The organism is Cupriavidus sp. C1SS-2L (genome assembly GCF_057073735.1).
The window spans coordinates 2,654,000-2,673,956 of sequence record NZ_CP172708.1 but is presented as its reverse complement, the minus strand read 5'-3'; the positions used below and the strand labels follow the sequence as shown (position 1 = coordinate 2,673,956).

Here is a 19,957-nt window from a genome sequence, read left to right as displayed (position 1 = left end):
CAATCCATGGAACAACAAGACATCACGTTTCAACCCGAAGAGCCCGCGGATTCGCTGACGCTGGCGCGCTACGCCGAGCGGGCTTATCTCGACTACGCCGTCAGCGTGGTCAAGGGCCGCGCGTTGCCCGAGGTCGCGGATGGCCAGAAGCCCGTGCAGCGGCGCATCCTGTTCGCCATGCACGAGATGGGCCTGCGCGCCGACGCCAAGCCGGTCAAGTCCGCGCGCGTGGTCGGCGACGTGCTCGGCAAGTACCACCCGCACGGTGACCAGTCGGCGTATGACGCGCTGGTCCGCCTGGCACAGGACTTTTCGCTGCGCTATCCGCTGATTGACGGCCAGGGCAACTTCGGCTCGCGCGACGGCGACGGTGCGGCGGCAATGCGTTACACCGAAGCGCGCCTCACCCCGATCTCACGCCTGCTGCTCGACGAGATCGACCAGGGTACGGTCGACTTCATCGCCAACTACGACGGCTCGATGGAAGAGCCGAAGCTGCTGCCCGCGCGCATGCCGTTCGTGCTGCTCAACGGCGCGTCGGGCATTGCCGTGGGCATGGCGACCGAAGTACCGCCGCACAACCTGCGCGAAGTGGCCGGCGCCACGGTGGCGATGATCCGCAACCCGAACATCACGCTGGCCGAACTGCTCGCGCTGATGCCGGGCCCGGACTATCCCGGCGGCGGGCAGATCATCTCGCCGGCAGCCGATATCGCCCAGATCTACGAGAGCGGCCGCGGCAGCCTCAAGGTGCGCGCGCGCTGGACTATCGAGGAAATGGCGCGCGGCCAGTGGCAGCTCGTGGTGACCGAACTGCCGCCCGCCACGTCGGCGCAGAAGGTGCTGGAGGAAATCGAGGAGCTGACCAACCCGAAGGTCAAGGCCGGCAAGAAGGCGCTGACCCCGGAACAGCAGCAGCTCAAGGCCTCGGTGCTGGCCGTGCTGGACGCCGTGCGCGACGAATCGGGCAAGGATGCGCCGGTGCGGCTCGTGTTCGAGCCCAAGAGCAAGAACATCGAGCAGCAGGAATTCATCCAGACGCTGCTCGCGCACACGAGCCTGGAGTCGGGCGCGCCGGTCAACCTCGTGATGATCGGCACGGATGGCCGTCCGCGCCAGAAGGGCCTGCGCGACATCCTGCGCGAGTGGATCGACTTCCGCTTCGCCACCGTCACGCGGCGCACGCGCTATCGCCTGGGCAAGGTGGAAGACCGCATCCATATCCTCGAAGGCCGGATGCTGGTGCTGCTGAACATCGACGAGGTGATCCGCATCATCCGCGAAAGCGACGAGCCGAAGCCTGCGCTGATGGAGCGTTTTGGACTGAGCGATCGCCAGGCCGAGGACATCCTCGAAATCCGCCTGCGTCAGCTGGCCAGGCTCGAAGCCATCCGGATCGAGAAGGAACTCAAGGACCTGCGCGAAGAGCAGGCCGACCTCGACGTGCTGCTGAAGTCCGACACCATGATGCGCCGTCGCATCATCAAGGAGATCGAGACCGACGCCAAGCAATACAGCCCCGAAGACAAGGACCCGCGTCGCACGCTGATCCAGGAAGAGCGTCGCGCCGCCGCCGAGGTGCGCGTGGTCGATGAACCGGTGACGGTCGTGGTGTCGCAGAAGGGCTGGGTGCGTACGCGCCAGGGCCATGGTCACGATGCGCAGCAGTTCACGTTCAAGGCTGGCGATGCGCTGTACGACACATTCGAATGCCGCACGATCGATGTGTTGCTGGCCTTTGGCACCAACGGCCGCGTGTATTCGGTGCCCGTGGCGAGCCTGCCGGGCGGCCGTGGAGACGGCGTGCCGCTGACCACGCTGATCGAGCTTCAGCCGGGCAGCCAGATCGCGCATACGTTTGCGGGCAGCGCCGAGCAGCGCATGCTGATCGCGACGCAGGGCGGCAACGGCTTCCTGACCAAGATCGCGGACATGACGGGCCGGCAGAAGGGCGGCAAGTCGTTCCTGACGCTCGATGACGGCGATGCACCGCTGACGCCCGCGCCGATCGCGAGCGAGGCCACGCATGTGGCCTGCCTGTCCGGCAACGGCCGCCTGCTGCTGGTTGCGCTCGACGAGGTCAAGGTGCTGTCGGCCGGCGGCCGCGGCGTCATCCTGATGGAGCTGGAGCCGAAGGAGAAGCTGCTGCAGGCCGTTGGCGTTGGTGCGCCGGGGCTGGTGGTGTCCGGCACGACGCCGCGAGGTGGCAAGCCTGACACGCAGAAGCTGGCTGGGGCGAACCTGATGCCTTATGTCGGCAAGCGGGCGCGCAAGGGCAAGGCGCTGGAGACCAAGCTGAAGGGTGTGCGGATCGATCCGTTCAGGGTTGTGCCGCCGTCGGGCAACTAACCCCGACACGGCCGGGTTTCTTTCTCCCCTCTCCCGGTCGTGGGAGAGGGGAGTGCCGCAGCGGCAGATTTAACGCTGCCGCTGTTGCTTGCCGTTGCTGTCCTTCTCCCCTCATGTCCTCCCTCGCCCCACCTCCTACTCCCCGCGCCCTCTTCATCGAATTCGCCCGCATGGGCCTGTCCGGCTTTGGCGGCGTGCTGCCGTTCGTGCGCCGCGCGGTGGTGGAGCGCAACCGCTGGCTCGATGACCGCGATTTTGTCGAGTTGCTGAGCCTCGGCCAGGTCCTGCCCGGGCCCAACGTCATCAACCTCGCTCTGATGCTCGGCCTGCGCTTTGCCGGCTGGCGTGGCGCGCTGGCGGCGTTCAGCGGGCTGGTCATGGTGCCGATGGGGCTGGTGCTCGGCTTGCTGCTGCTGTACCAGCACTATCAGGACGTGCCGGCCGTGCAGCGCATGCTGGCCGGCATGACGGCGGTATCGGCCGGACTCATGCTGGCCACCGCGATCCGGCTCGCGCAGAGCCAGTCGCTGACCACGCGCGCCGTGCTGATCGGCGGCGCGGCATTCCTTGTCATCGGCCTGCTGCGCTGGCCACTCGTGCCGGTGATGGCGGTCCTGGTACCGCTTGCGCTGGTGCTCGAGTGGCGCGCGAACCGGGGAGGGCGGCAATGAGCGCGGCCGAGGTGCTGGGCAGCCTGTTTGCTCATTTCAGCGCACTGTCGCTGTTGGCGATCGGCGGCGCCAGTTCTACGCTGCCTGACATGCACCGCTACCTGGTCGAGGCCAACGGCTGGCTGACCGATGCGCAATTCTCGGCGATGTATGCCATCTCGCAGGCCGCGCCAGGGCCCAACGTGCTATTCGTCTCGCTGTTCGGCTGGCAGGTCGCGGGCTTCGCCGGTTCGCTCGCGGCCATGCTTGGCATGTGCGGGCCATCGAGCCTGATCGCGCTCGCGTTCGAGTATTTTTCGGGCCGTTCGCCGCACGCGACGTGGCCTGGCCTGATCCGGCGCGGGCTGGCGGCGCTGACGATCGGACTGCTGTTCTCGTCGGGCTGGGTACTGGCGCGCAGTGTCGACCACGGCTGGGGCGCCGCCGCGGTTACCGTGGTGACGGTGTTGCTGATGATGAAGACACGCGTGCATCCGCTCGTGCTGGTGGGGCTCGGCGGGGTGGCGGGCCTACTTGGCGTGCTCTGACCGGACAAAAAAACAGCCCCGCTGGGAGCGGGGCTGCATGGCGCAGGCGAAACGCCCGCCTGGTGTGCGGGACGGCTCGTTGTGGCTCGTTAATGAATGACCATATGCGTGAACGGCTCCACATACGCCTGCAGCGTGACGAAGATCCCAACCAGGATCGCCAGCGCGATCGAATGGAAGAACACGTAACGCAGGATGTCGCCTTCATGGCCATACCACTTGGTAGCCGTCGAGGCCACCACGATGGACTGCGCGTCGATCATTTTGCCCATCACGCCGCCTGAACTGTTGGCCGCGGCCATCAACACCGGCGACAGGCCAAGCTGCTCGGCCGTGGTCTTCTGCAGGCCGCCGAACAGCACGTTGGACGCGGTGTCCGAGCCCGTCAGCGCCACGCCCAGCCAGCCCAGCATGGTGCCGAACAGTGGGTAGAGCACGCCGGTCTGTGCGAAGGCGAGACCCAGCGTGGCATCCAGCCCGGAGTAGCGGGTCAGGTAGCCGATGCCGAACATCGCACTGATGGTCAGCAGCGAGAACTTGGTCAGCTTGATGGTTTCCCAGTATTCCTTGACGAGACGCGGCACCGAGTAGCCCATCAGCAGGCCGCCGAGAATGGCGGAGACCAGGATGCCGGTGCCGGCCATCGACAGCACGTTGAAGAGGAACACCGCCGGTTCGGCGATTTCTTTCGGCGTGACCGGCGGATGCTTGATGATTGCCTTGTCCAGGCCCGGGATCGGGAACTTGAACGCCCACAAGTTATCCATGAACTTCTTGAACTCGGGGATGCCCCAGACGAACACGAAGATGGTCAGGATGATCCACGGCAGCCAGGCCTTGGCGACCGAGATGCCGGCCGAGGCGGCGCTGGCGGCGGCGTCGGCGGCCAGTGCCTCGGGGTGGTCGACCTTGGAGTCGTCGTGGCGGCCGAGGATCTTGGTCGACGTCCAGACTTCCTTCGGTTGCCAGATCTTCAGGAACAGCGTCAGGCAGCCCATCGAGATTAGCGACGAGATCACGTCCACCAGCCACGGGCCATGGAAATTCGAGACCAGGAACTGCGGCACCGCGAAGGTCACGCCCGCGACCAGGATCGCCGGCCAGATGGCGAGCATGCCGCGGAAGCCAGCAAAGGCCCAGATCAGCCAGAACGGCACCAGCACCGAGAAGAAGGGCAACTGGCGGCCGATCATGGCCGACAGCGTGACCTGGTCGATGCCCGTCACCGACGACAGCCCGATGATCGGGGCCCCGAGCGCGCCGAAGGCCACCGGCGCGGTGTTGGCGATCAGCGCCAGGCCCGAGGCGGCCAGCGGCGAGAAGCCCAGGCCGATCAGGATGGCGCCGGTCACGGCCACCGGCGTGCCGAAGCCGGCCGCGCCTTCAAAAAACGCGCCGAAGCTGAAGGCAACCAGCAGCAGCTGCAGGCGACGGTCTTCGGTCACGCCGGAGATCGAGTTCTGCAAGACCTTGAATGACCCGTTCAGCGTCGTCAGCCGATGCAGAAAGATGATGTTGAGGACAATCCACCCAATCGGGAAGAGACCCGATACGATGCCGAGGCCCGCGGCCTTGCCAGCCATGGCTGCCGGCATGCCGAAGACTGCTGCAGCAACCACGACGCCCACGACCAGCGCCAGACCGGCGGCCAGGTGGGCCTGCATGTGAAAGAAAGCCAGCGCTGCAAGCAGCACGGCCACCGGGACACCCGCAGCAATGGTCGACAGCGCCATATTGCCTAGCGGGTCATAGACTTGACTCCACACGATTGATAATCCTCCTCAGGTTTGGCTCGGGCGTCCCGGGCGATCTACGTGCCCTGGGCTGCCGGTGTACAACGCGTACAGACGTGCGGCGTCAACCGCACACGCGAGTCGAACAAGGATTGTAAGGATGGGTTCCCGCAGCGCCACCTTAAATCCCGTCATGGCATACATGAAGCGGATTCAGGGATCAGGGTTTGCCTGGGGGGCAGCATGGCGCACGTGCTGTCCTAGGGGCAGAGTACTCTAAACGGCGCCTATTAGAAATGTATGCCTGCGAGCCAATGCGCATAATGTTGCTTGGCAACCGTGTACGCGCTGCGTAGTCTGTTTCCCGCATTACCGCGAAAACGACAAACAAAGAAGCAGGAGACTCCCATGCCCGAATTCCTTCCTCCCTGGCCACTGCTCGGCGCATTCGTGCTGGCCAGCCTTGCGCTGGCGGTAACGCCGGGACCCGCCGTGGTCTATATCGTGACGCGCACGCTCGCGCAGGGACGTCGCGCGGGGCTGGCGTCGGTCGGCGCCGTAGCGCTGGGCAACCTGGGTAACGCGGCCGGCGCGGCGCTCGGGCTGGCGGTCTTGTTTTCGGTCTCGGCGCTGGCCTTTACGGTGGTGAAGTACGCGGGGGCCGCGTACCTGATCTGGCTTGGCATCCGTACCTTGCGTGCAGCGCCGGCGGTCGCCACGGACACGCCGCCGCCGGCACGGCCATTGCGCCAGGTGCTCCGCGATGGCTTCGTGGTAGCCTTGCTCAATCCCAAGACGGCCATTTTCTTTGCCGCTTTCCTGCCGCAGTTCATGAACCCGGCCGGCTCCGCGCTGGCGCAGAGCCTTGCGCTGGGCATCGGCTTCGTGCTGATCGCGGCCGGTACCGACATCTGCTACGTGACCGCCGCAGCTGCCGTCATGCCGGCACTGCGCCGCGCGGGTCGCGCGCGTGCGGCGGGCCGCTACCTGACGGCCGCTGCCTTCATCGGACTGGGTGTGTTCACGGCGGCGTCGGGATCGCGCGCCGCTAAGTGAGGCAGGCTTGCCGCCGCGTCGTCAACGCAGCGGCAGTTCCAGGATGCCGCCCGCCGCAGGCCGGGCGCGCATGGCAGCCAGCCAGCGCTCCAGGTCAGGACGCGGCTCATGTGGAACCGGCGTGCCCATCCAGCGGTGCGCCGCGCAGGCCAGCGAAATATCCGCCATCGTGAAGCGGTCGCCGCCGATGAACTCGCGGCCGGCCAGCGCCTTGTCGAGCAGCGCGGCCAGCGGTTCGGTGCGCTTGCACGATGCGGCAATCGCGGCCTCGTCGCGCTGTTCGGCCGGAACGCGAACCATGTTCAGGAACGCAGTGACCATGGCCGGGCTGAAGGTGGTGGTCTGCCAGTCCATCCAGCGGTCGGCCGATGCGCGCGCCTTGACGTCTTCGGGCCACAGCGTGCCCTCGCCGTACTGCGCGCACAGGTAGCGCACGATGGCATTGGATTCCCACAGCACGAAGGGCTCGCCGCCCACGTCCGTGCCCCGGAAATCCTCGATCACCGGGATCTGCCGGTTGGGGTTCAAGCGGACATAGGCCTCGGTGTCCAGGTCGCCCTGGCTGACGCCGATGTCCACGCGTTCATGGTCCAGGTGCAGTTCGCGCGCACACCAGACCACTTTCTGTACGTTGATCGACGACAGTCGACCCCAGATCCGCAGCATGAAGACTCTCCCCTGATCTTTTGCGTTGGCTGTTTCGCCTCATTGTTGCACTGCAGTGTTACACCTCAGTGTGGCATCTCAGTGTGGTATTTCAGGCAGCGCGGGCCTGCGATGCCGCAGTGATGGCTTCGCGGAACAGCGTGCCGAGGATTGCCACACCCTGCTCGATGCGTTCCGGCGGCACCGTGACAAACGCCAGGCGCAGCGTATTGCGTTGCGGGTTGCTGGCATAGAACGGCGCGCCCGGCACATAGGCCACATTGCGTTTCACCGCTTCTTCCAGGATAGCCATGCTGTCCAGGCCCTGCGGCAGCTGCACCCAGATGAACATGCCGCCTTCGGGTGCATTCCAGCTTACGCCTTCGGGCATGTGGCGCGCCAGCGCGTCGAGCATGACTTTGCATTGCTTTCCGTACAGCTCGCGGATGGTCGGTATGTGGCGCTCGAGGAGCCCGTCGCGCACGGTCTCGTAGGCCACGCGCTGCGTAAAGGTAGGGGTGTGCAGGTCAGAAGCCTGCTTGGCCTGGCACAGCTTGAAATGCAGTTCCGGGGGCGCAATCACGAAGCCGAGCCGCAGGCCCGGTGCCAGGATCTTCGAGAACGAGCCCATGTAGATCACGCCGTCGGGGTTCATCGACAGCAGCGTCGGCAGCTGGTCGCCGGTGTAGCTCAGTTCGCCGTAGGGATCGTCTTCCACGATCAACACGCCCAGTTCCTTGGCGCGCGCCACCAGCGCCTGGCGGCGCTCCAGCGGCAGGCGGCGGCCGGTCGGGTTCTGGAAGTTGGGCAGCGCGTACAGGAAGCGTGCGCCAGCGGTCAGCGCGGCGGTCAGGGCTTCCGGCTGCAGGCCTTTCTCGTCCGTGGGCACCGACGTGAACTCCGGCTCGAACAGCGAGAACGCCTGCAGCGCGCCAAGGTAGCTCGGCGTTTCCACGAGCACCTTGCTGCCCGGATCGATCAGCACCTTGGCGATCAGGTCCAGCGCCTGCTGCGAACCGGTGGTGATCAGCACGCGCTCCACGCCAACGTTATGGCGCTTGGCGATGAACTCGCGCAGCGGCAGGTAGCCTTCGGTGGCGGCGTACTGCAACGCGGCGGCCGGATTGTCGGCAAATACACGGGCCGTCGCCGCCTCCATGGCCGCGACCGGGAACGACGCCGGCGAGGGGAGGCCGCCGGCGAACGAAATGACTTCCGGACGCTCGGTGACCTTCAGGATTTCGCGGATGGCCGAGCTGGTCAGTTGCTGCGCCCGGCGGGAGATGGCCCATGTCATGATGTTTCTCTTTTCTCTGGGGGAGAGCCGCCTGGCGGGCGGCTCAGTCAACGATAAATAGTCTCGCACCAGTCGGCGTGGACGATCGGTGCGGTTCCGCCTGGTCAGCCACCTGATAACTCGTGCCGGCGCGGAGCACGAACTGGCGTCCGTCTTCCAGCTCGGTATGCAGTTCGCCATCCAGCACGAACAGGATATGCCCCTTGGTGCACCAGTGGTCCGCGAGGTAGCCGGCCGAATACTCGACCATCCGCACCCGGATATCGCCGAACTGGCGCGTGCGCCACAGCGCCTCGCCCCGTTCGCCGGGATGGCGCGTGGGCTCGACGGCGGACCAGTCGGTTGTGCCGAAAGGCAGGTTGTCGATGCGCATGGCGGAACGGCCGTCCGTCAGTTCACTTCGACGATCATCTCGATCTCGACGCAGGCGCCGAGCGGAATCTGCGCGACGCCGAACGCGCTGCGTGCGTGCTTGCCCTTGTCACCGAACACTTCAGCCAGGAATTCCGAACAACCGTTCGTGACCAGATGCTGTTCGGTGTATTCCTGCGTCGAGTTCACGAGGCTCATCACCTTGACGATGCGCGTGACGCGGTTCAGGTCGCCAATATGCGCGTGCAGCGTGGCCAGCAGGTCGATCGCGATCAAACGTGCGGCGGCCTTGCCGGACTCGGTGTCGATGTCCTTGCCCAGCTTGCCAGCCCATACCTTGCCGTCCTTGCGGGCGATGTGGCCCGACAGGAAAACGGTATTGCCGGTCTGCGCGGCCATGACGTAGGCGGCGGCAGGGGCGCCGGCGGTGGGCAGTTCCACGCCGAGGCGTGCAAGGGTGTCATAAACGGACATGTGATCTCCTGTCAGTGAGGGCGTTCGGTGAGGACGGGGGTAGTTTTCGCAGCGGGTCCGGTGCCCGCATTTGTCATGGGGGCCGCTTGTTGCACGGCGGCGCGGCGGCCCAGGGCCACCACGGCAATCACGGCCACCGCGAAGGCGATGGTGGCGGGGTCGAGCGGCTCGGCCAGCAGCACGGCGCCGCCCGCGAGCGTCAGGAACGGCTGCAGCAATTGTATCTGCCCGACACGCGCCACGCCGCCTTTTGCCAGCCCCGCGTACCAGAACAGGAAGCCGATGAACATCGAGAACACCGACACATAGGCCATGCCCAGCCAGGCGCGTGGCGACGCGGCGGCAAGCGCGGCGCTGTCCCGCCAGCCGAGCCAGCCGACCACGGGCAGCAGCACCGGCAGCGACACCACCAACGCCCAGCTGATGGTTTCAAGTCCGCCGAGTTCACGCGACAGCTTGCCACCTTCGGCATAGCCGAGCGCGCCCAGCAACACGGCGCCGAACAGATACCAGTCCGCATGCTGCAGTGCACCCGCACCCTGCCATACGGCAAAGCCGATGACGAGCGCGCTGCCGGCGACGGCCGACAGCCAGAAAGCCACGGATGGCCGTTCGCGCCCGAACCATGCGGCGAACACCGCGGTGGCAAGCGGCAGCAGGCCGATCACGATGGCGCCATGGCTCGACGGTACCTCACGCATGGCCAGCGATGAGAACACCGGGAAACCGACCACCACGCCCAGCGCCGTCACCGCAAGCCGAGCCCATTGGGTTCCGCGCGGACGGCGCCGAGCGTCCAGTGCGCCGCGCATGCCGAGCAGTGCCAGCGCCAGCACGGCGGCAATCACGGCGCGGGCCAAGGCGACAAAGGTGGCGTCGAGTTCGGCCACGGCCATGCGCGTGAACGGCAGCGTCTGGCTGAAGATGGCTACGCCGATGAAGCCGAGCAGCATGCCGCCGGAATGCGGCGGGTGCGAGGTGTTGTTGATGTGCGAAGCAGTCATGGTCGTGTCGGCGACGAGAGTCGGATCAGGCTGCAGCGGGGCGCACGCTGACGGCAATCCACACGGCAGTCAGCGCCAACGCCAGCCCCATGGCACGGTTGAACCAGCGCACGCGGTTGCCCTGCATCAGCCATTGCCGCAGCGATGCCCCGAGCACGCCGTACACGCTATTGCTGACGAAGCCGAACATGCCGAACGTCGTGCACACCAGCAGCACGCGCTGCGCGGGCGATGGGGCGCCGGCCATGTACGACGCCGCGGTGGCAAGTGCCATCATCCAGGCCTTGATGTTGGCGTACTGCAGCACGGCCGACTGCCACACATTGAGCGGACGCAGCACCTGTTTCTCCGCCAGCACCGTGCTGCGCGCGAGCTTTGCCGCAAGCCACAACAGGTAACCCACGCCGGCCATATGCACGATGGTGGCCAGTGCCGGAGTGCTCAGGATCAGCGCGCCGACACCAACGGCGCACAACGCGAGGATGCTGGCAAAGCCGAACGCCACGCCCACGCAATGGGGCAGCGTTGCGCGCAGGCCGAAATTCGCGCCTGTCACCGCCGCGATCGTGGTGTTAGGCCCGGGCGTGAACGAACCCACCGCCAGCAGCGTAACCAGTGCAAGGAATTGCGCGGCCGACAGGCCGGTCAGGAAATCTCCGGTCATGGCGGTCAGGCGAAATTGACGACCACGCGCCGGTTGGTGCGGCTTTTTTTCTCGATCTTGGTCACCACCACAGCGCCGATCTCGCTGGTGTTGGCCACATGCGTGCCGCCACAAGGCTGGCGGTCGACACCCGGAATCTCGATGATGCGGATGCTGCTGGTACCGGCCGGCGGCGCGGCGCCGATGGTGCGCACGAGTTCCGGCTGTGCGGCCAGTTCCTGCGGCGTGATCAGCGTAACGCGCACGGCCGTATTGGCGCGGATCAGCGCGTTGAGCTGCTCGGTCAGCACGGCCTTGTCGAGCGTCGATTCAGGCAGGTCGAAATCGATACGTGCCGAATCCGGCGAGATACCGCAGCCCGTCACAGGCACGGGGATCAGCGAGCCCAGCAGGTGCAGGCAGGTGTGCAGGCGCATCAGCCGGTGGCGTCGCTCCCAGTCGATCGTGACCGTGACACGCTCGCCTACGCGCGGCAGCGCCGTGCCTTCCGCGGGGACATGCAGAATGCGGGCGCGGTCGTCGGCGTAGACGGTGTCGGTAATCGACATGGTGCGCCCGTCCTCCAGCGTCAGCGTGGCCGTGTCGCCGGCTTGGCCGCCGCTGCGCGCATAGCAGATGGTCTCGTCGAGTTCGATGCCGGCATCGCTCACTGCCAGCACCGTGGCGCTGCAATGGTCGAGATAGGGATCGTCGTCGAAGCGTTTGCGGGTGACGGTCATCGGTGGGTGTCTCCGTGGTCTTGTTCTTGTTGATGTCGGGTTCTAGCGCAGGGTGCGGATGCCCTGCGGCGTTTCGATTTCGGCGATAAGCACTGGCGGGCCGTCGGCCTGCTCTATCGTGATCAACGGCTCTGCGCCGAGCCACGCCAGGCCCTGGCGCAGCAGTTCGGCATTCGGATGACGGCCGGTGAGCTTGCGCAGCGCCAGATCCTGCCGCGGCAGGATCGCGCCCGGATGCGGGGACACATCCCACTGGATCAGGCTCGGCAGCAGGCCGCCGCCGGCGCTCGCAGCTTCGCCTTGCCACGCGGGCAGGCTGCCGTCTTCCGGCACTGTGATGCGCCAGCGCAGGTCGCCGCGCTGCATCGGAATGACCCGGGCGATCCGGTCGGGATACTGCGCTTGCCAGCGCGACAGGTCGGCGGGCCGCTCGACGCGGGCCGCCCAGTGCAGCAGGCAGGGTCCGGCCTGCAGACGTTCGCGCACGCTGTCGCTATCGAGCCCGAACCAGCGCGGACGTTGCGGCGCCGAGGCATCGGGATCGACAGCAATCACCTCGAGATACATGCCGCCGAACAGGCCCAGCACGCGGTTATGCGTGCCCATGGCCGCATGGGCGCCGCCTCCCTGAGGGGCGATGCCTAGCGCGTCGGCGACGTACTCCGTGCCGGCGTCGAGCGTCTGGGCGGCGATGACGAGGTGATCGAGAGCGAGCTTCATCGTGGCTTGATGGTAGACAAGGTAGTCGGTACAGTACCGGTACAGTTATGCCGATCGTATTCAGTACAGTTGCAGGAGCACCACATGGACGGCAGCCAGCAGCAAGATTCATCGGCCACGCCAGAGCGCAAGGATAGCGGAGGCGGCTTGCAGGATGCCCCGGCGCGTGGCCTGCGGCTGGTCGTGCCGCCAGGCGCGACGGGCAGCACGGAACGCATGCCAGACCCGGTGCCGTCGGCGCAGATGACGCTGGTGGAGCAACTGACCGAATGGGCCCGCATGCGCATCGACGAACGCGTGTTCCGCGCGGGCATGCGCATGCCGTCGATCCGGCAATTGGCGCAGGAGAAGGGGATTTCCCGCTTCACCGTGGTGGAGGCGTACGAACGCCTGGTGGCACTCGGCTATCTGGAATCGCGTCGCGGCTCGGGCTTTTACGTGCGCGAGCGCGTGGCGCAGGCGTCGGCGGTCCCGGTGGCGCCGGTGGCGGTGGCCGCGCGCAATATCGACGTGACCTGGCTGCTGCGCAGCATGTTCCATACCGCGGAGACCCACAAGGCGCCCGGCCTCGGCTTCCTGCCCAACGAATGGCTCGATGGCGAACTGATTGCCAGTGCGCTGCGCGGGCTCGGCCGCCAGCCCGGCAACCATTTCCTCGCCAGCGGTACGCCACAGGGCTTCCTGCCGCTGCGCCAGCAACTGCGCACGCGGCTCGAGGAACTGGAGATCGGCGCCACGGCGGAACAGATCGTGCTGACGTCGGGCATCACGCAGGCGCTGGACCTGATCGCGCGGCTCTACCTGCGCCCCGGCGACACCGTGCTGGTCGGGGACCCTGCCTGGTTCGTGATGTTCGGCCGCTTTGCCGCGCAGGGTGCGCAGGTGATCGGTGTGCCTTATACGGCCGAGGGCCCCGATCTTGAAGCGCTCGAACGCATCGTCCAGGCGCACCGGCCGCGGCTCTTCGTCATCAACTCTGTGCTGCATAACCCGACAGGTACGTCGCTGTCGGCCGCCAAGGCGTTCCGGCTGCTGCAGATGGCCGAGCAGTACGACTTCCTGATCGTCGAGGACGATATCTACTGCGACCTGTGCCCGCCGGGCCATGCCGCGACGCGGCTTGCCAGCCTCGACCAGCTTCGCCGCGTGATCTACCTGGGCAGCTTCTCCAAGACGCTCGCTGCGAACTTGCGCGTCGGCTTCGTCGCCGCCCATCCGGAGCTGGCTGCGACGCTGACCGACAGCAAACTGCTGGCCGGGCTGGCCACGCCCGAGATCAACGAACGCGTGCTGTACAAGGTGCTGACCGAAGGCCACTACCGCAAGCACGTCGAGCGCGTGCGCGGGCGGCTGGACCGGGCCCGCGACGAGACCCGTCGCGAGCTGGAGCGCCGTGGCCTGCGCCTGTTCCCGGGGCAGCACGCCGGCATGTACCTGTGGGCCGACACCGGTCGTGACACCAACGCCATCGCCACGTCCGGGCACGAGGAAGGCTACCTGTTCGCGCCCGGCAGCCTGTTCTCGCCGTCGCAGATGCCGTCCGGATGGATGCGCTTCAACGTCGCCAGTAGCGGCGATCCGGACATGCTCGATTTCCTGTCCCGGCAGCTCGAACGCCTCTGACAAGCCACTGATTCGGCTCTTACAGGAAAGCGGGGTCTTGAAATCCGCCGGTGCCGGCCCTATTTCGGGAGGCATTGGCGACGCGCCAGACCCCATTCCCTGATTTTCCGGATTCGAAGAGGAGAACCATGTCCGCACCGCACGAAACGATGAGCTTCCAGGCGGAAGTGAAGCAACTGCTGCACCTGATGATCCACTCGCTGTACAGCAACAAGGAAATTTTCCTGCGCGAGCTGGTATCGAATGCTTCGGACGCCACTGACAAGCTGCGCTTCGAGGCGATCGCGAATCCCTCCCTGCTCGAGAACGACGCCGACCTGGCCATCCGCATCGAGGCAGACACCGCTGCCCGCACGCTGAAGATCACCGACAACGGCATCGGCATGAGCCGCGACGAGGCCATCCGCAACCTCGGCACCATCGCCCGTTCAGGTACCAAGGAATTTTTCCAGCAGCTTTCCGGCGACCAGCAGAAGGACGCCGCGCTGATCGGCCAGTTCGGCGTCGGCTTTTACTCTGCCTTTATCGTGGCCGACAAGGTCACCGTCGAGACCCGCCGCGCGGGCGTGGCCGCCGACGAAGCCGTGCGCTGGGAAAGCACCGGCGACGGCGAGTTCACCGTCGACGCCATCACGCGCGCCGAGCGCGGCACCACCATCACGCTGCACATGCGCGAAGGCGAGGACGATTTTCTGTCGGCCTGGCGCCTGAAGAGCATCATCCAGAAGTACTCGGACCACATCTCGCTGCCGATCCGCATGCCCAAGGAAGTGTGGGATGCCGACACCAGCGCCTACAAGCGTACCGACGAGTGGGAGAGCGTCAACCAGGCCAGCGCGCTGTGGACGCGTCCGAAGTCGGACATTACCGACGAGCAGTACATCGCGTTCTACCAGCACATCGCGCACGACAATGAAGCGCCGCTGTCCTGGACGCACAACCGCGTCGAAGGCCGCAGCGAATACACGCAGCTGCTGTACATCCCGGCACGCGCGCCATTCGACCTGTGGGACCGCAACCACAAGCACGGACTCAAGCTCTACGTGAAGCGCGTCTTCATCATGGACGACGCCGAGCAGTTGTTGCCGTCGTACCTGCGCTGGGTCAAGGGCGTGATCGATTCGGCTGACCTGCCGCTGAACGTCTCGCGCGAATTGCTGCAGGAAAGCCGCGACGTCAAGGCGATCCGCGAAGGCAGCACCAAGCGCGTGCTGTCGATGCTCGAATCGCTGGCCGACAGCGAGGAAGAAGCCGAGCGCGCCAAGTACACGACCTTCTGGCAGCAGTTCGGCCAGGCACTCAAGGAAGGGCTGGGCGAAGACAACGCGAATCAGGAACGTATCGCCAAGCTGCTGCGCTTTGCCTCGACGCAGAATGACAACGCCGAGCAGAGCGTATCGCTGGCTGCGTACGTCGGCCGCATGAAGGAAGGCCAGGACAAGATCTACTACGTCACCGCCGACACCTGGGCCGCTGCAAAGAACAGCCCGCACCTCGAAGTGTTCCGCAAGAAGGGCATCGAAGTCCTGCTGCTGACCGACCGCGTCGACGAATGGATGCTGTCGTTCCTGCGCGAGTTCGACGGCAAGGAGCTGGTCTCCGTGGCCCGCGGCGACCTGGACCTCGGCAGCCTCGCTGACGAAGCCGAAAAGGCAGAGCAGGAAAAGGCCGAAACCGAATGGAAGGACGTGGTCGCCCGCGCCAAGACCGTGCTCGAAGGCAAGGCCAAGGACGTGCGCGTGACGCTGCGCCTGACCGCATCGGCATCGTGCCTGGTCTCGGACGAAGGCGATATGAGCGGCTACCTGCAGCGCCTGCTGAAGCAGGCCGGCCAGAAAGCGCCGGACGCCCAGCCGATCCTGGAATTGAACCCCGAGCACGCGCTGGTGAAGAAGCTGCGCGACCTGCCGGAAGGCGACGGCTTCAATGACCGCCTGCTGGTGCTGTTCGACCAGGCACTGCTCGCGGAAGGCGGTATGCTGGATGATCCCGCCGCTTACGTGCAGCGTGTGAACAAGCTGCTGGCCTGAACATAGGCGTGAAGAGAAGGGCCGGGCGACCGGCCCTTTTTTGCTTCTGGCCTGCGTGAAGGAGAAGGATACAACTGAAGTCGATTGACGATGCTGAAGCGCTGCTTTCCTCCTGTAGTCGATGCCGAAACACGGGTGCTGATTCTTGGAAGCCTGCCGGGGGAGGCGTCGCTGGCGCAAGGCCAGTATTACGCGCACAAGCAGAATCAGTTTTGGCGCCTCGTTGGCGATACGATCGGCGAAGCTTTGGTGCAGATGGACTACCCGTTGCGCCTGCAGACACTGCTGGCTCACCACATCGGCCTGTGGGATGTCGTGGCCGAAGCCAAGCGCGAAGGCAGTCTCGACAGCAACATCCGCGATCACGCCGGCAATGACCTGATCGGCCTGATCGATTCGCTGCCGAGCCTTGCCGTGATTGCGTTCAACGGCGGTACCGCCGAGCGTATTGGATTGAAAGCACTGCGCGAGCATGGCGATCGCCATCACATCGTCAGGCTGCCCTCCAGCAGCCCTGCGCACACCAGGTCCTACGGGGAAAAGCTGAGCGCCTGGCAGGCGTTGCAAACGTGGCTGCCTGCCGGGTCGCGCTGACATTCACCCGGCTGCCTATCCCAACTCCGGCTGCGTAGCCGCATAGCTCGGCCGCGCACGCATGATCGCATGAGCGTGCCGGATATTCGGCCGCGTTTCCAGCATCGCCGCGCTTTCGGGGAATCGCCCCAGGTATTCGACGATCGGCGCGAAGAACAGGTCGGCCATCGACAAGGCATTGCCGACCAGAAAATCGCGTCCGCCGTATGCCTGCTCCAGGACATCGAGCTGCTTTTCGATATCGGGCAGTGCCGCATCGATGACCGCGCGATCGGGCTGGCCGTCCTTGCCTTTAGGGAACACATAGTGCAAGACGTAGCGGCGCACCATCGCATCGTAAGCGTGGCAGTTGATCAGGCTGATCCACTGCTCGCAGCGTGCGCGGGCAGTTGGGCCGGTCTGCGGAATCAGGTTCGGGCCACCGAAGACTTCGTTGATGTAGCTCAGGATGGCGCGCGTTTCGTAGAAATCGATCGGGCCGTCGCTGAATGCGGGAATGCGGCCGAACGGGTTGTGGGACAGCAGTTCGTCGCTATGCGGCGGGACCGGCTTGAGCGTGTAGCGCACGCCTTTCTCTTCGAGCGCCAGGCGCACCGTGCGCACGTAGGTGCTGCGCGCATCGCCGTAGACGGTCAGCGTGCCGGCGCTGCCTTCGGCATCCAGATAGTCGCTGAGGTTGTTGAAGACCGATTGCCAGCCGTTGTCGTGCGAATCGCGCGTGGCTGCGTCGGGGAAGCCGGAATGGCGCATATGCAGATGCGTGCCGCCATCCTTGTCGGTCAGCGTGATCTCGATCAGCGTGCGCACGCCGGCCGGTAGTTCGCTGCCTTCCCATTGCCACGTGTACGCCAGGAAGTTGGCACGATCGATGGCCTGATACTCGCCGCCGACGATGTGTTGCTCGCCGTCCTTCGCGCCCATCACAAGCCGGTAGCGGCCCCCCAGGCGCGCGTCGGCGCTGGCTTCCCGCACCTGCATGCCGCGCGGGCAATGCCAGACAGCCAGCGCGGCCTGGTCGGTAAATGCATCGAACACCCGCTCGCGCGGCGCGCGGATCTGGCGGGTCATCTCCAGATGAAACGTTGCGGCTTGGGTCATGACTTGGTCCCCTTTTTTCGATGGGTAACAGCGGTCTCGGATTCCGTTTGCTCGACGAAGGCCACCAGCCTGTCGAGATTGCCTTCCCAAAGCTGGCGATAGGTCTCCAGCCAGCCATGCGCATCGCGCAATGCGCCGGGGCGCAGATGGCAGATGCGCCAGCGTGCGTTGATTTCCCGCTCGATCAGCCCGGCATCGGCCAGCACCCGCAGATGACGGGAGATGGCCGGGGCGGAGATGTCGAACGGCCGCGCCAGTTCGCTGACCGGAGCGTCGCTCTCCGACAACCGCGCAAGAATCGCGCGTCGCGTCGGGTCGGCCAGGGCGGCGAAGATGGTGGAGAGCGGGTCGTCTGCGTTTGGCATGATGTCATTTAACGCATTGGTTAAATGAAGGTCAAGGGCTGTTACATCTGGTGGTTCGTGGAGGCGGTGAACTACGCCGAACTGTCGGGAAGCGAACAGAGCGCATGCCACGAGACGAGTAGGTTGGCCAGCGTTGCCGGTGACGCGCTGTACCGGCAAGGCCTGACACGGGGCGATGCTTCCACGAGGCGAACCATGAAATGCATCCATAGCGGTTCCACCATCCTGCGGATGGTGTTCCTGGGACTCGCGCTGCAGTCTGGCGCTGCGTTGGCTCAACAGTCGCTGGACCAACTGGCTGGCGCGTGGACCTATGTCTCAGTCGATACCGTCCGCTCAGACGGAAGCCGCACGCCAATGTACGGGCCCAACCCCCATGGTCTCGTGATCTTTGACGGTCGTGGTCACTACGCGCTGGTCAATGCGCGCGGCGACCTGCCAAAGTACGCATCTAACGATCGAATGAAAGGCAGTGCGGAAGAGTATCGCGCCGTCGCGCAAGGTTCGATCGCGCACTTTGGTACGTATGTCGTCAACGAGGCCGACAAGACCATCACCTTTCGCATCGACTCTAGTACTTTTCCGAACTGGAACGGTGTCGAGCAACGAAGACCGTTCGTCCTTTCGGGAGATGAATTGCGGTGGACCACGCCGGCCGCTTCTGGCGGCGGTTCGGGTGAGGTGGTGTTGAAGCGCGCCAGATGATGATGAAGAGAGGCACCACGGCATTGCTGTAGTGGAACGCCACGGCACTTCCTGTACGATGACGGCTCGCCCCACAGTTCCGGGCCGCCTGCCGCCCGGCCCGCCATCTGCAGTTTTACCGGGGGAAGTGCCATGCCGCATTCGGACTGGACCCACGAAGCGATCCACAGGATCGAGGCCGATTTCAACCGGTCTTCCGATACCCACCTGATTCCGCTGGACCTGCCGGGCTATCCGGATATCCGTTTCTACTTCAAGGACGAATCGAGCCACCCGACCGGCAGCCTCAAGCACCGGCTGGCGCGTTCGCTGTTCCTTTACGCGTTGTGCAACGGATGGCTGCACGCAGGCAGCACAGTGGTGGAGGCTTCCAGCGGCTCGACCGCGATTTCGGAAGCGTATTTCGCGCGCCTGCTCGGACTGCCATTCGTGGCGGTGATCCCTGCCGGCACCTCGCGCGCGAAGGTGGAGGCGATCGAGTTCTACGGCGGGCGCTGCCAGTTCGTCGCCAATCCGTCGGAGATCTACACCGAGTCACACCGCATCGCGCGCGAATCGGGCGGGCACTTCATGGACCAGTTCACTTACGCCGAACGCGCGACGGACTGGCGGGCCAACAACAATATTGCCGAGTCCATCTTCAAGCAGATGGCACAGGAGGCGCACCCCGTGCCCGCATGGATCGTGGCCAGCGGGGGCACGGGCGGCACGGTAGCGACGCTCGGCCGCTACGTGGCGTACCGGCGGCATCAGACGCGCATCCTGTGCGCCGATCCGGAGAACTCGGTGTTCTTCGACCATTTCCAGGGTTGCCTGGAAGGCCAGCCGGACCTGGCGCTGACGCTTGATACGGGCTCTCGCATCGAAGGCATTGGCCGCCCGCGCGTGGAGCGCTCCTTTATCCCGACGTGCGTCGACGCGATGCTCAAGGTGCCCGACGCGCTCTCGTTTGCGGCCATGCGCTATCTGGCGCAACGCTTCGGGCGGCGCGTAGGCGGATCGACCGGTACCAACTTTGTCGGCGTGCTGTACCTCGCGCAACGCATGCGCGCGGCGGGGCAGGCCGGCGCGATCGTCACGCTGCTTTGCGACAGCGGCGAGCGGTACGCGACGACGTATTACGACGATGACTGGTACCAGGAGCAGCGCATTGCCGTGGATGTCGCGGATGCGCTGATCGGGCGTGCGGTCAAGGGCGAGCCGGTGCTGACTCCGCACGCGGTGGCCGGGCTGGCAGAGGCCGGTTCCGGCATTCCCGGCAGCGCAGGACAATGATCGCGCGCGTTTCTGTCACAATCGCGGCTTTCCTGC

General features: G+C 65.5%; 20 protein-coding genes. 9 read left to right on the top strand and 11 right to left on the bottom strand.

All coding sequences use genetic code 11. The features are described from left to right. The first annotated feature begins 6 nt into the window (after positions 1-6). From parC to ACIGJG_RS12375, 3 genes are all read left to right on the top strand, one after another. Positions 7-2,349, top strand: coding sequence for a DNA topoisomerase IV subunit A (parC, locus tag ACIGJG_RS12385; protein WP_011298507.1), 2,343 nt, complete (start codon positions 7-9; stop codon positions 2,347-2,349). 113 nt (positions 2,350-2,462) lie between these two features. Then, a complete protein-coding gene (locus tag ACIGJG_RS12380) occupies positions 2,463-3,020 on the top strand; it encodes a chromate transporter (protein WP_011298506.1) in 558 nt (185 codons plus the stop codon). Continuing rightward, positions 3,017-3,547 (top strand): chromate transporter, encoded by a 531-nt coding sequence (locus tag ACIGJG_RS12375; protein WP_011298505.1) that lies wholly within the window; start codon positions 3,017-3,019, stop codon positions 3,545-3,547. The genes ACIGJG_RS12380 and ACIGJG_RS12375 overlap by 4 nt, the downstream gene beginning before the upstream one ends. An 89-nt stretch (positions 3,548-3,636) precedes the next feature. On the opposite strand, the gene ACIGJG_RS12370 is transcribed toward ACIGJG_RS12375, so the two are convergent. Next, positions 3,637-5,313: an L-lactate permease gene (locus tag ACIGJG_RS12370; protein ID WP_011298504.1), complete on the bottom strand. Its 1,677-nt coding sequence runs from the start codon at positions 5,311-5,313 to the stop codon at positions 3,637-3,639. 375 nt (positions 5,314-5,688) lie between these two features. On the opposite strand from ACIGJG_RS12370, the gene ACIGJG_RS12365 reads away from it, so the two are divergent. Beyond that, the gene (locus tag ACIGJG_RS12365) at positions 5,689-6,336 is read left to right on the top strand and encodes a LysE family translocator (RefSeq protein WP_483672406.1); all 648 of its coding nucleotides are present in this window, start codon (positions 5,689-5,691) and stop codon (positions 6,334-6,336) included. Between the two features lie 21 nt (positions 6,337-6,357). Here ACIGJG_RS12365 and ACIGJG_RS12360 read toward each other — a convergent pair whose 3' ends face one another. The 8 genes from ACIGJG_RS12360 to ACIGJG_RS12325 all read right to left on the bottom strand — a co-directional run bounded on the left by ACIGJG_RS12360 (position 6,358) and on the right by ACIGJG_RS12325 (position 12,231). Then, complete coding sequence (locus ACIGJG_RS12360; RefSeq protein ID WP_011298502.1) at positions 6,358-7,002, bottom strand: glutathione S-transferase family protein; 645 nt, start codon at positions 7,000-7,002, stop codon at positions 6,358-6,360. Between the two features lie 91 nt (positions 7,003-7,093). Beyond that, a complete protein-coding gene (locus tag ACIGJG_RS12355; RefSeq protein WP_011298501.1) occupies positions 7,094-8,278 on the bottom strand; it encodes an aminotransferase-like domain-containing protein in 1,185 nt (394 codons plus the stop codon). Positions 8,279-8,321: 43 nt separating this feature from the next. After that, complete coding sequence (locus ACIGJG_RS12350) at positions 8,322-8,651, bottom strand: DHCW motif cupin fold protein (RefSeq protein WP_011298500.1); 330 nt, start codon at positions 8,649-8,651, stop codon at positions 8,322-8,324. A gap of 17 nt (positions 8,652-8,668) precedes the next feature. Continuing rightward, entirely contained in the window at positions 8,669-9,124 is a 456-nt protein-coding gene (locus tag ACIGJG_RS12345) for a RidA family protein (protein ID WP_011298499.1), read from the bottom strand. An 11-nt stretch (positions 9,125-9,135) separates the two neighbouring features. Next, complete coding sequence (locus ACIGJG_RS12340) at positions 9,136-10,128, bottom strand: DMT family transporter (protein WP_483672403.1); 993 nt, start codon at positions 10,126-10,128, stop codon at positions 9,136-9,138. Between the two features lie 25 nt (positions 10,129-10,153). Then, positions 10,154-10,792 (bottom strand): LysE family translocator, encoded by a 639-nt coding sequence (locus ACIGJG_RS12335; protein ID WP_011298497.1) that lies wholly within the window; start codon positions 10,790-10,792, stop codon positions 10,154-10,156. Positions 10,793-10,797: 5 nt separating this feature from the next. After that, on the bottom strand, positions 10,798-11,511 hold the full coding sequence (locus tag ACIGJG_RS12330; protein WP_011298496.1) for an alanyl-tRNA editing protein: 714 nt from the start codon (positions 11,509-11,511) through the stop codon (positions 10,798-10,800). A gap of 42 nt (positions 11,512-11,553) precedes the next feature. Further along, positions 11,554-12,231 (bottom strand): VOC family protein, encoded by a 678-nt coding sequence (locus ACIGJG_RS12325; protein ID WP_011298495.1) that lies wholly within the window; start codon positions 12,229-12,231, stop codon positions 11,554-11,556. Positions 12,232-12,315: 84 nt separating this feature from the next. Between ACIGJG_RS12325 and ACIGJG_RS12320 the strand changes: the two genes are divergently transcribed. The 3 genes from ACIGJG_RS12320 (at position 12,316) to ACIGJG_RS12310 (ending at position 16,478) form a co-directional block, all read left to right on the top strand. Beyond that, the gene (locus ACIGJG_RS12320; protein WP_011298494.1) at positions 12,316-13,854 is read left to right on the top strand and encodes an aminotransferase-like domain-containing protein; all 1,539 of its coding nucleotides are present in this window, start codon (positions 12,316-12,318) and stop codon (positions 13,852-13,854) included. 128 nt (positions 13,855-13,982) lie between these two features. After that, a complete protein-coding gene (htpG, locus tag ACIGJG_RS12315; protein WP_011298493.1) occupies positions 13,983-15,884 on the top strand; it encodes a molecular chaperone HtpG in 1,902 nt (633 codons plus the stop codon). 90 nt (positions 15,885-15,974) lie between these two features. Next, a complete protein-coding gene (locus ACIGJG_RS12310) occupies positions 15,975-16,478 on the top strand; it encodes a DNA-deoxyinosine glycosylase (RefSeq protein ID WP_011298492.1) in 504 nt (167 codons plus the stop codon). A 15-nt stretch (positions 16,479-16,493) separates the two neighbouring features. On the opposite strand, the gene ACIGJG_RS12305 is transcribed toward ACIGJG_RS12310, so the two are convergent. Beyond that, complete coding sequence (locus tag ACIGJG_RS12305; protein WP_220630916.1) at positions 16,494-17,576, bottom strand: SRPBCC domain-containing protein; 1,083 nt, start codon at positions 17,574-17,576, stop codon at positions 16,494-16,496. Continuing rightward, entirely contained in the window at positions 17,573-17,941 is a 369-nt protein-coding gene (locus tag ACIGJG_RS12300; protein WP_011298490.1) for an ArsR/SmtB family transcription factor, read from the bottom strand. The genes ACIGJG_RS12305 and ACIGJG_RS12300 overlap by 4 nt, the downstream gene beginning before the upstream one ends. A gap of 24 nt (positions 17,942-17,965) precedes the next feature. Here ACIGJG_RS12300 and ACIGJG_RS12295 point away from each other — a divergent pair, with 24 nt between their 5' ends. After that, positions 17,966-18,646 carry a lipocalin-like domain-containing protein gene (locus tag ACIGJG_RS12295; RefSeq protein ID WP_235679762.1) on the top strand — a complete coding sequence of 227 codons (681 nt, stop codon included), beginning with the start codon at positions 17,966-17,968 and terminating at the stop codon, positions 18,644-18,646. Positions 18,647-18,778: 132 nt separating this feature from the next. After that, on the top strand, positions 18,779-19,921 hold the full coding sequence (locus tag ACIGJG_RS12290; RefSeq protein WP_483672402.1) for a PLP-dependent cysteine synthase family protein: 1,143 nt from the start codon (positions 18,779-18,781) through the stop codon (positions 19,919-19,921). Positions 19,922-19,957 lie beyond the last annotated feature (36 nt).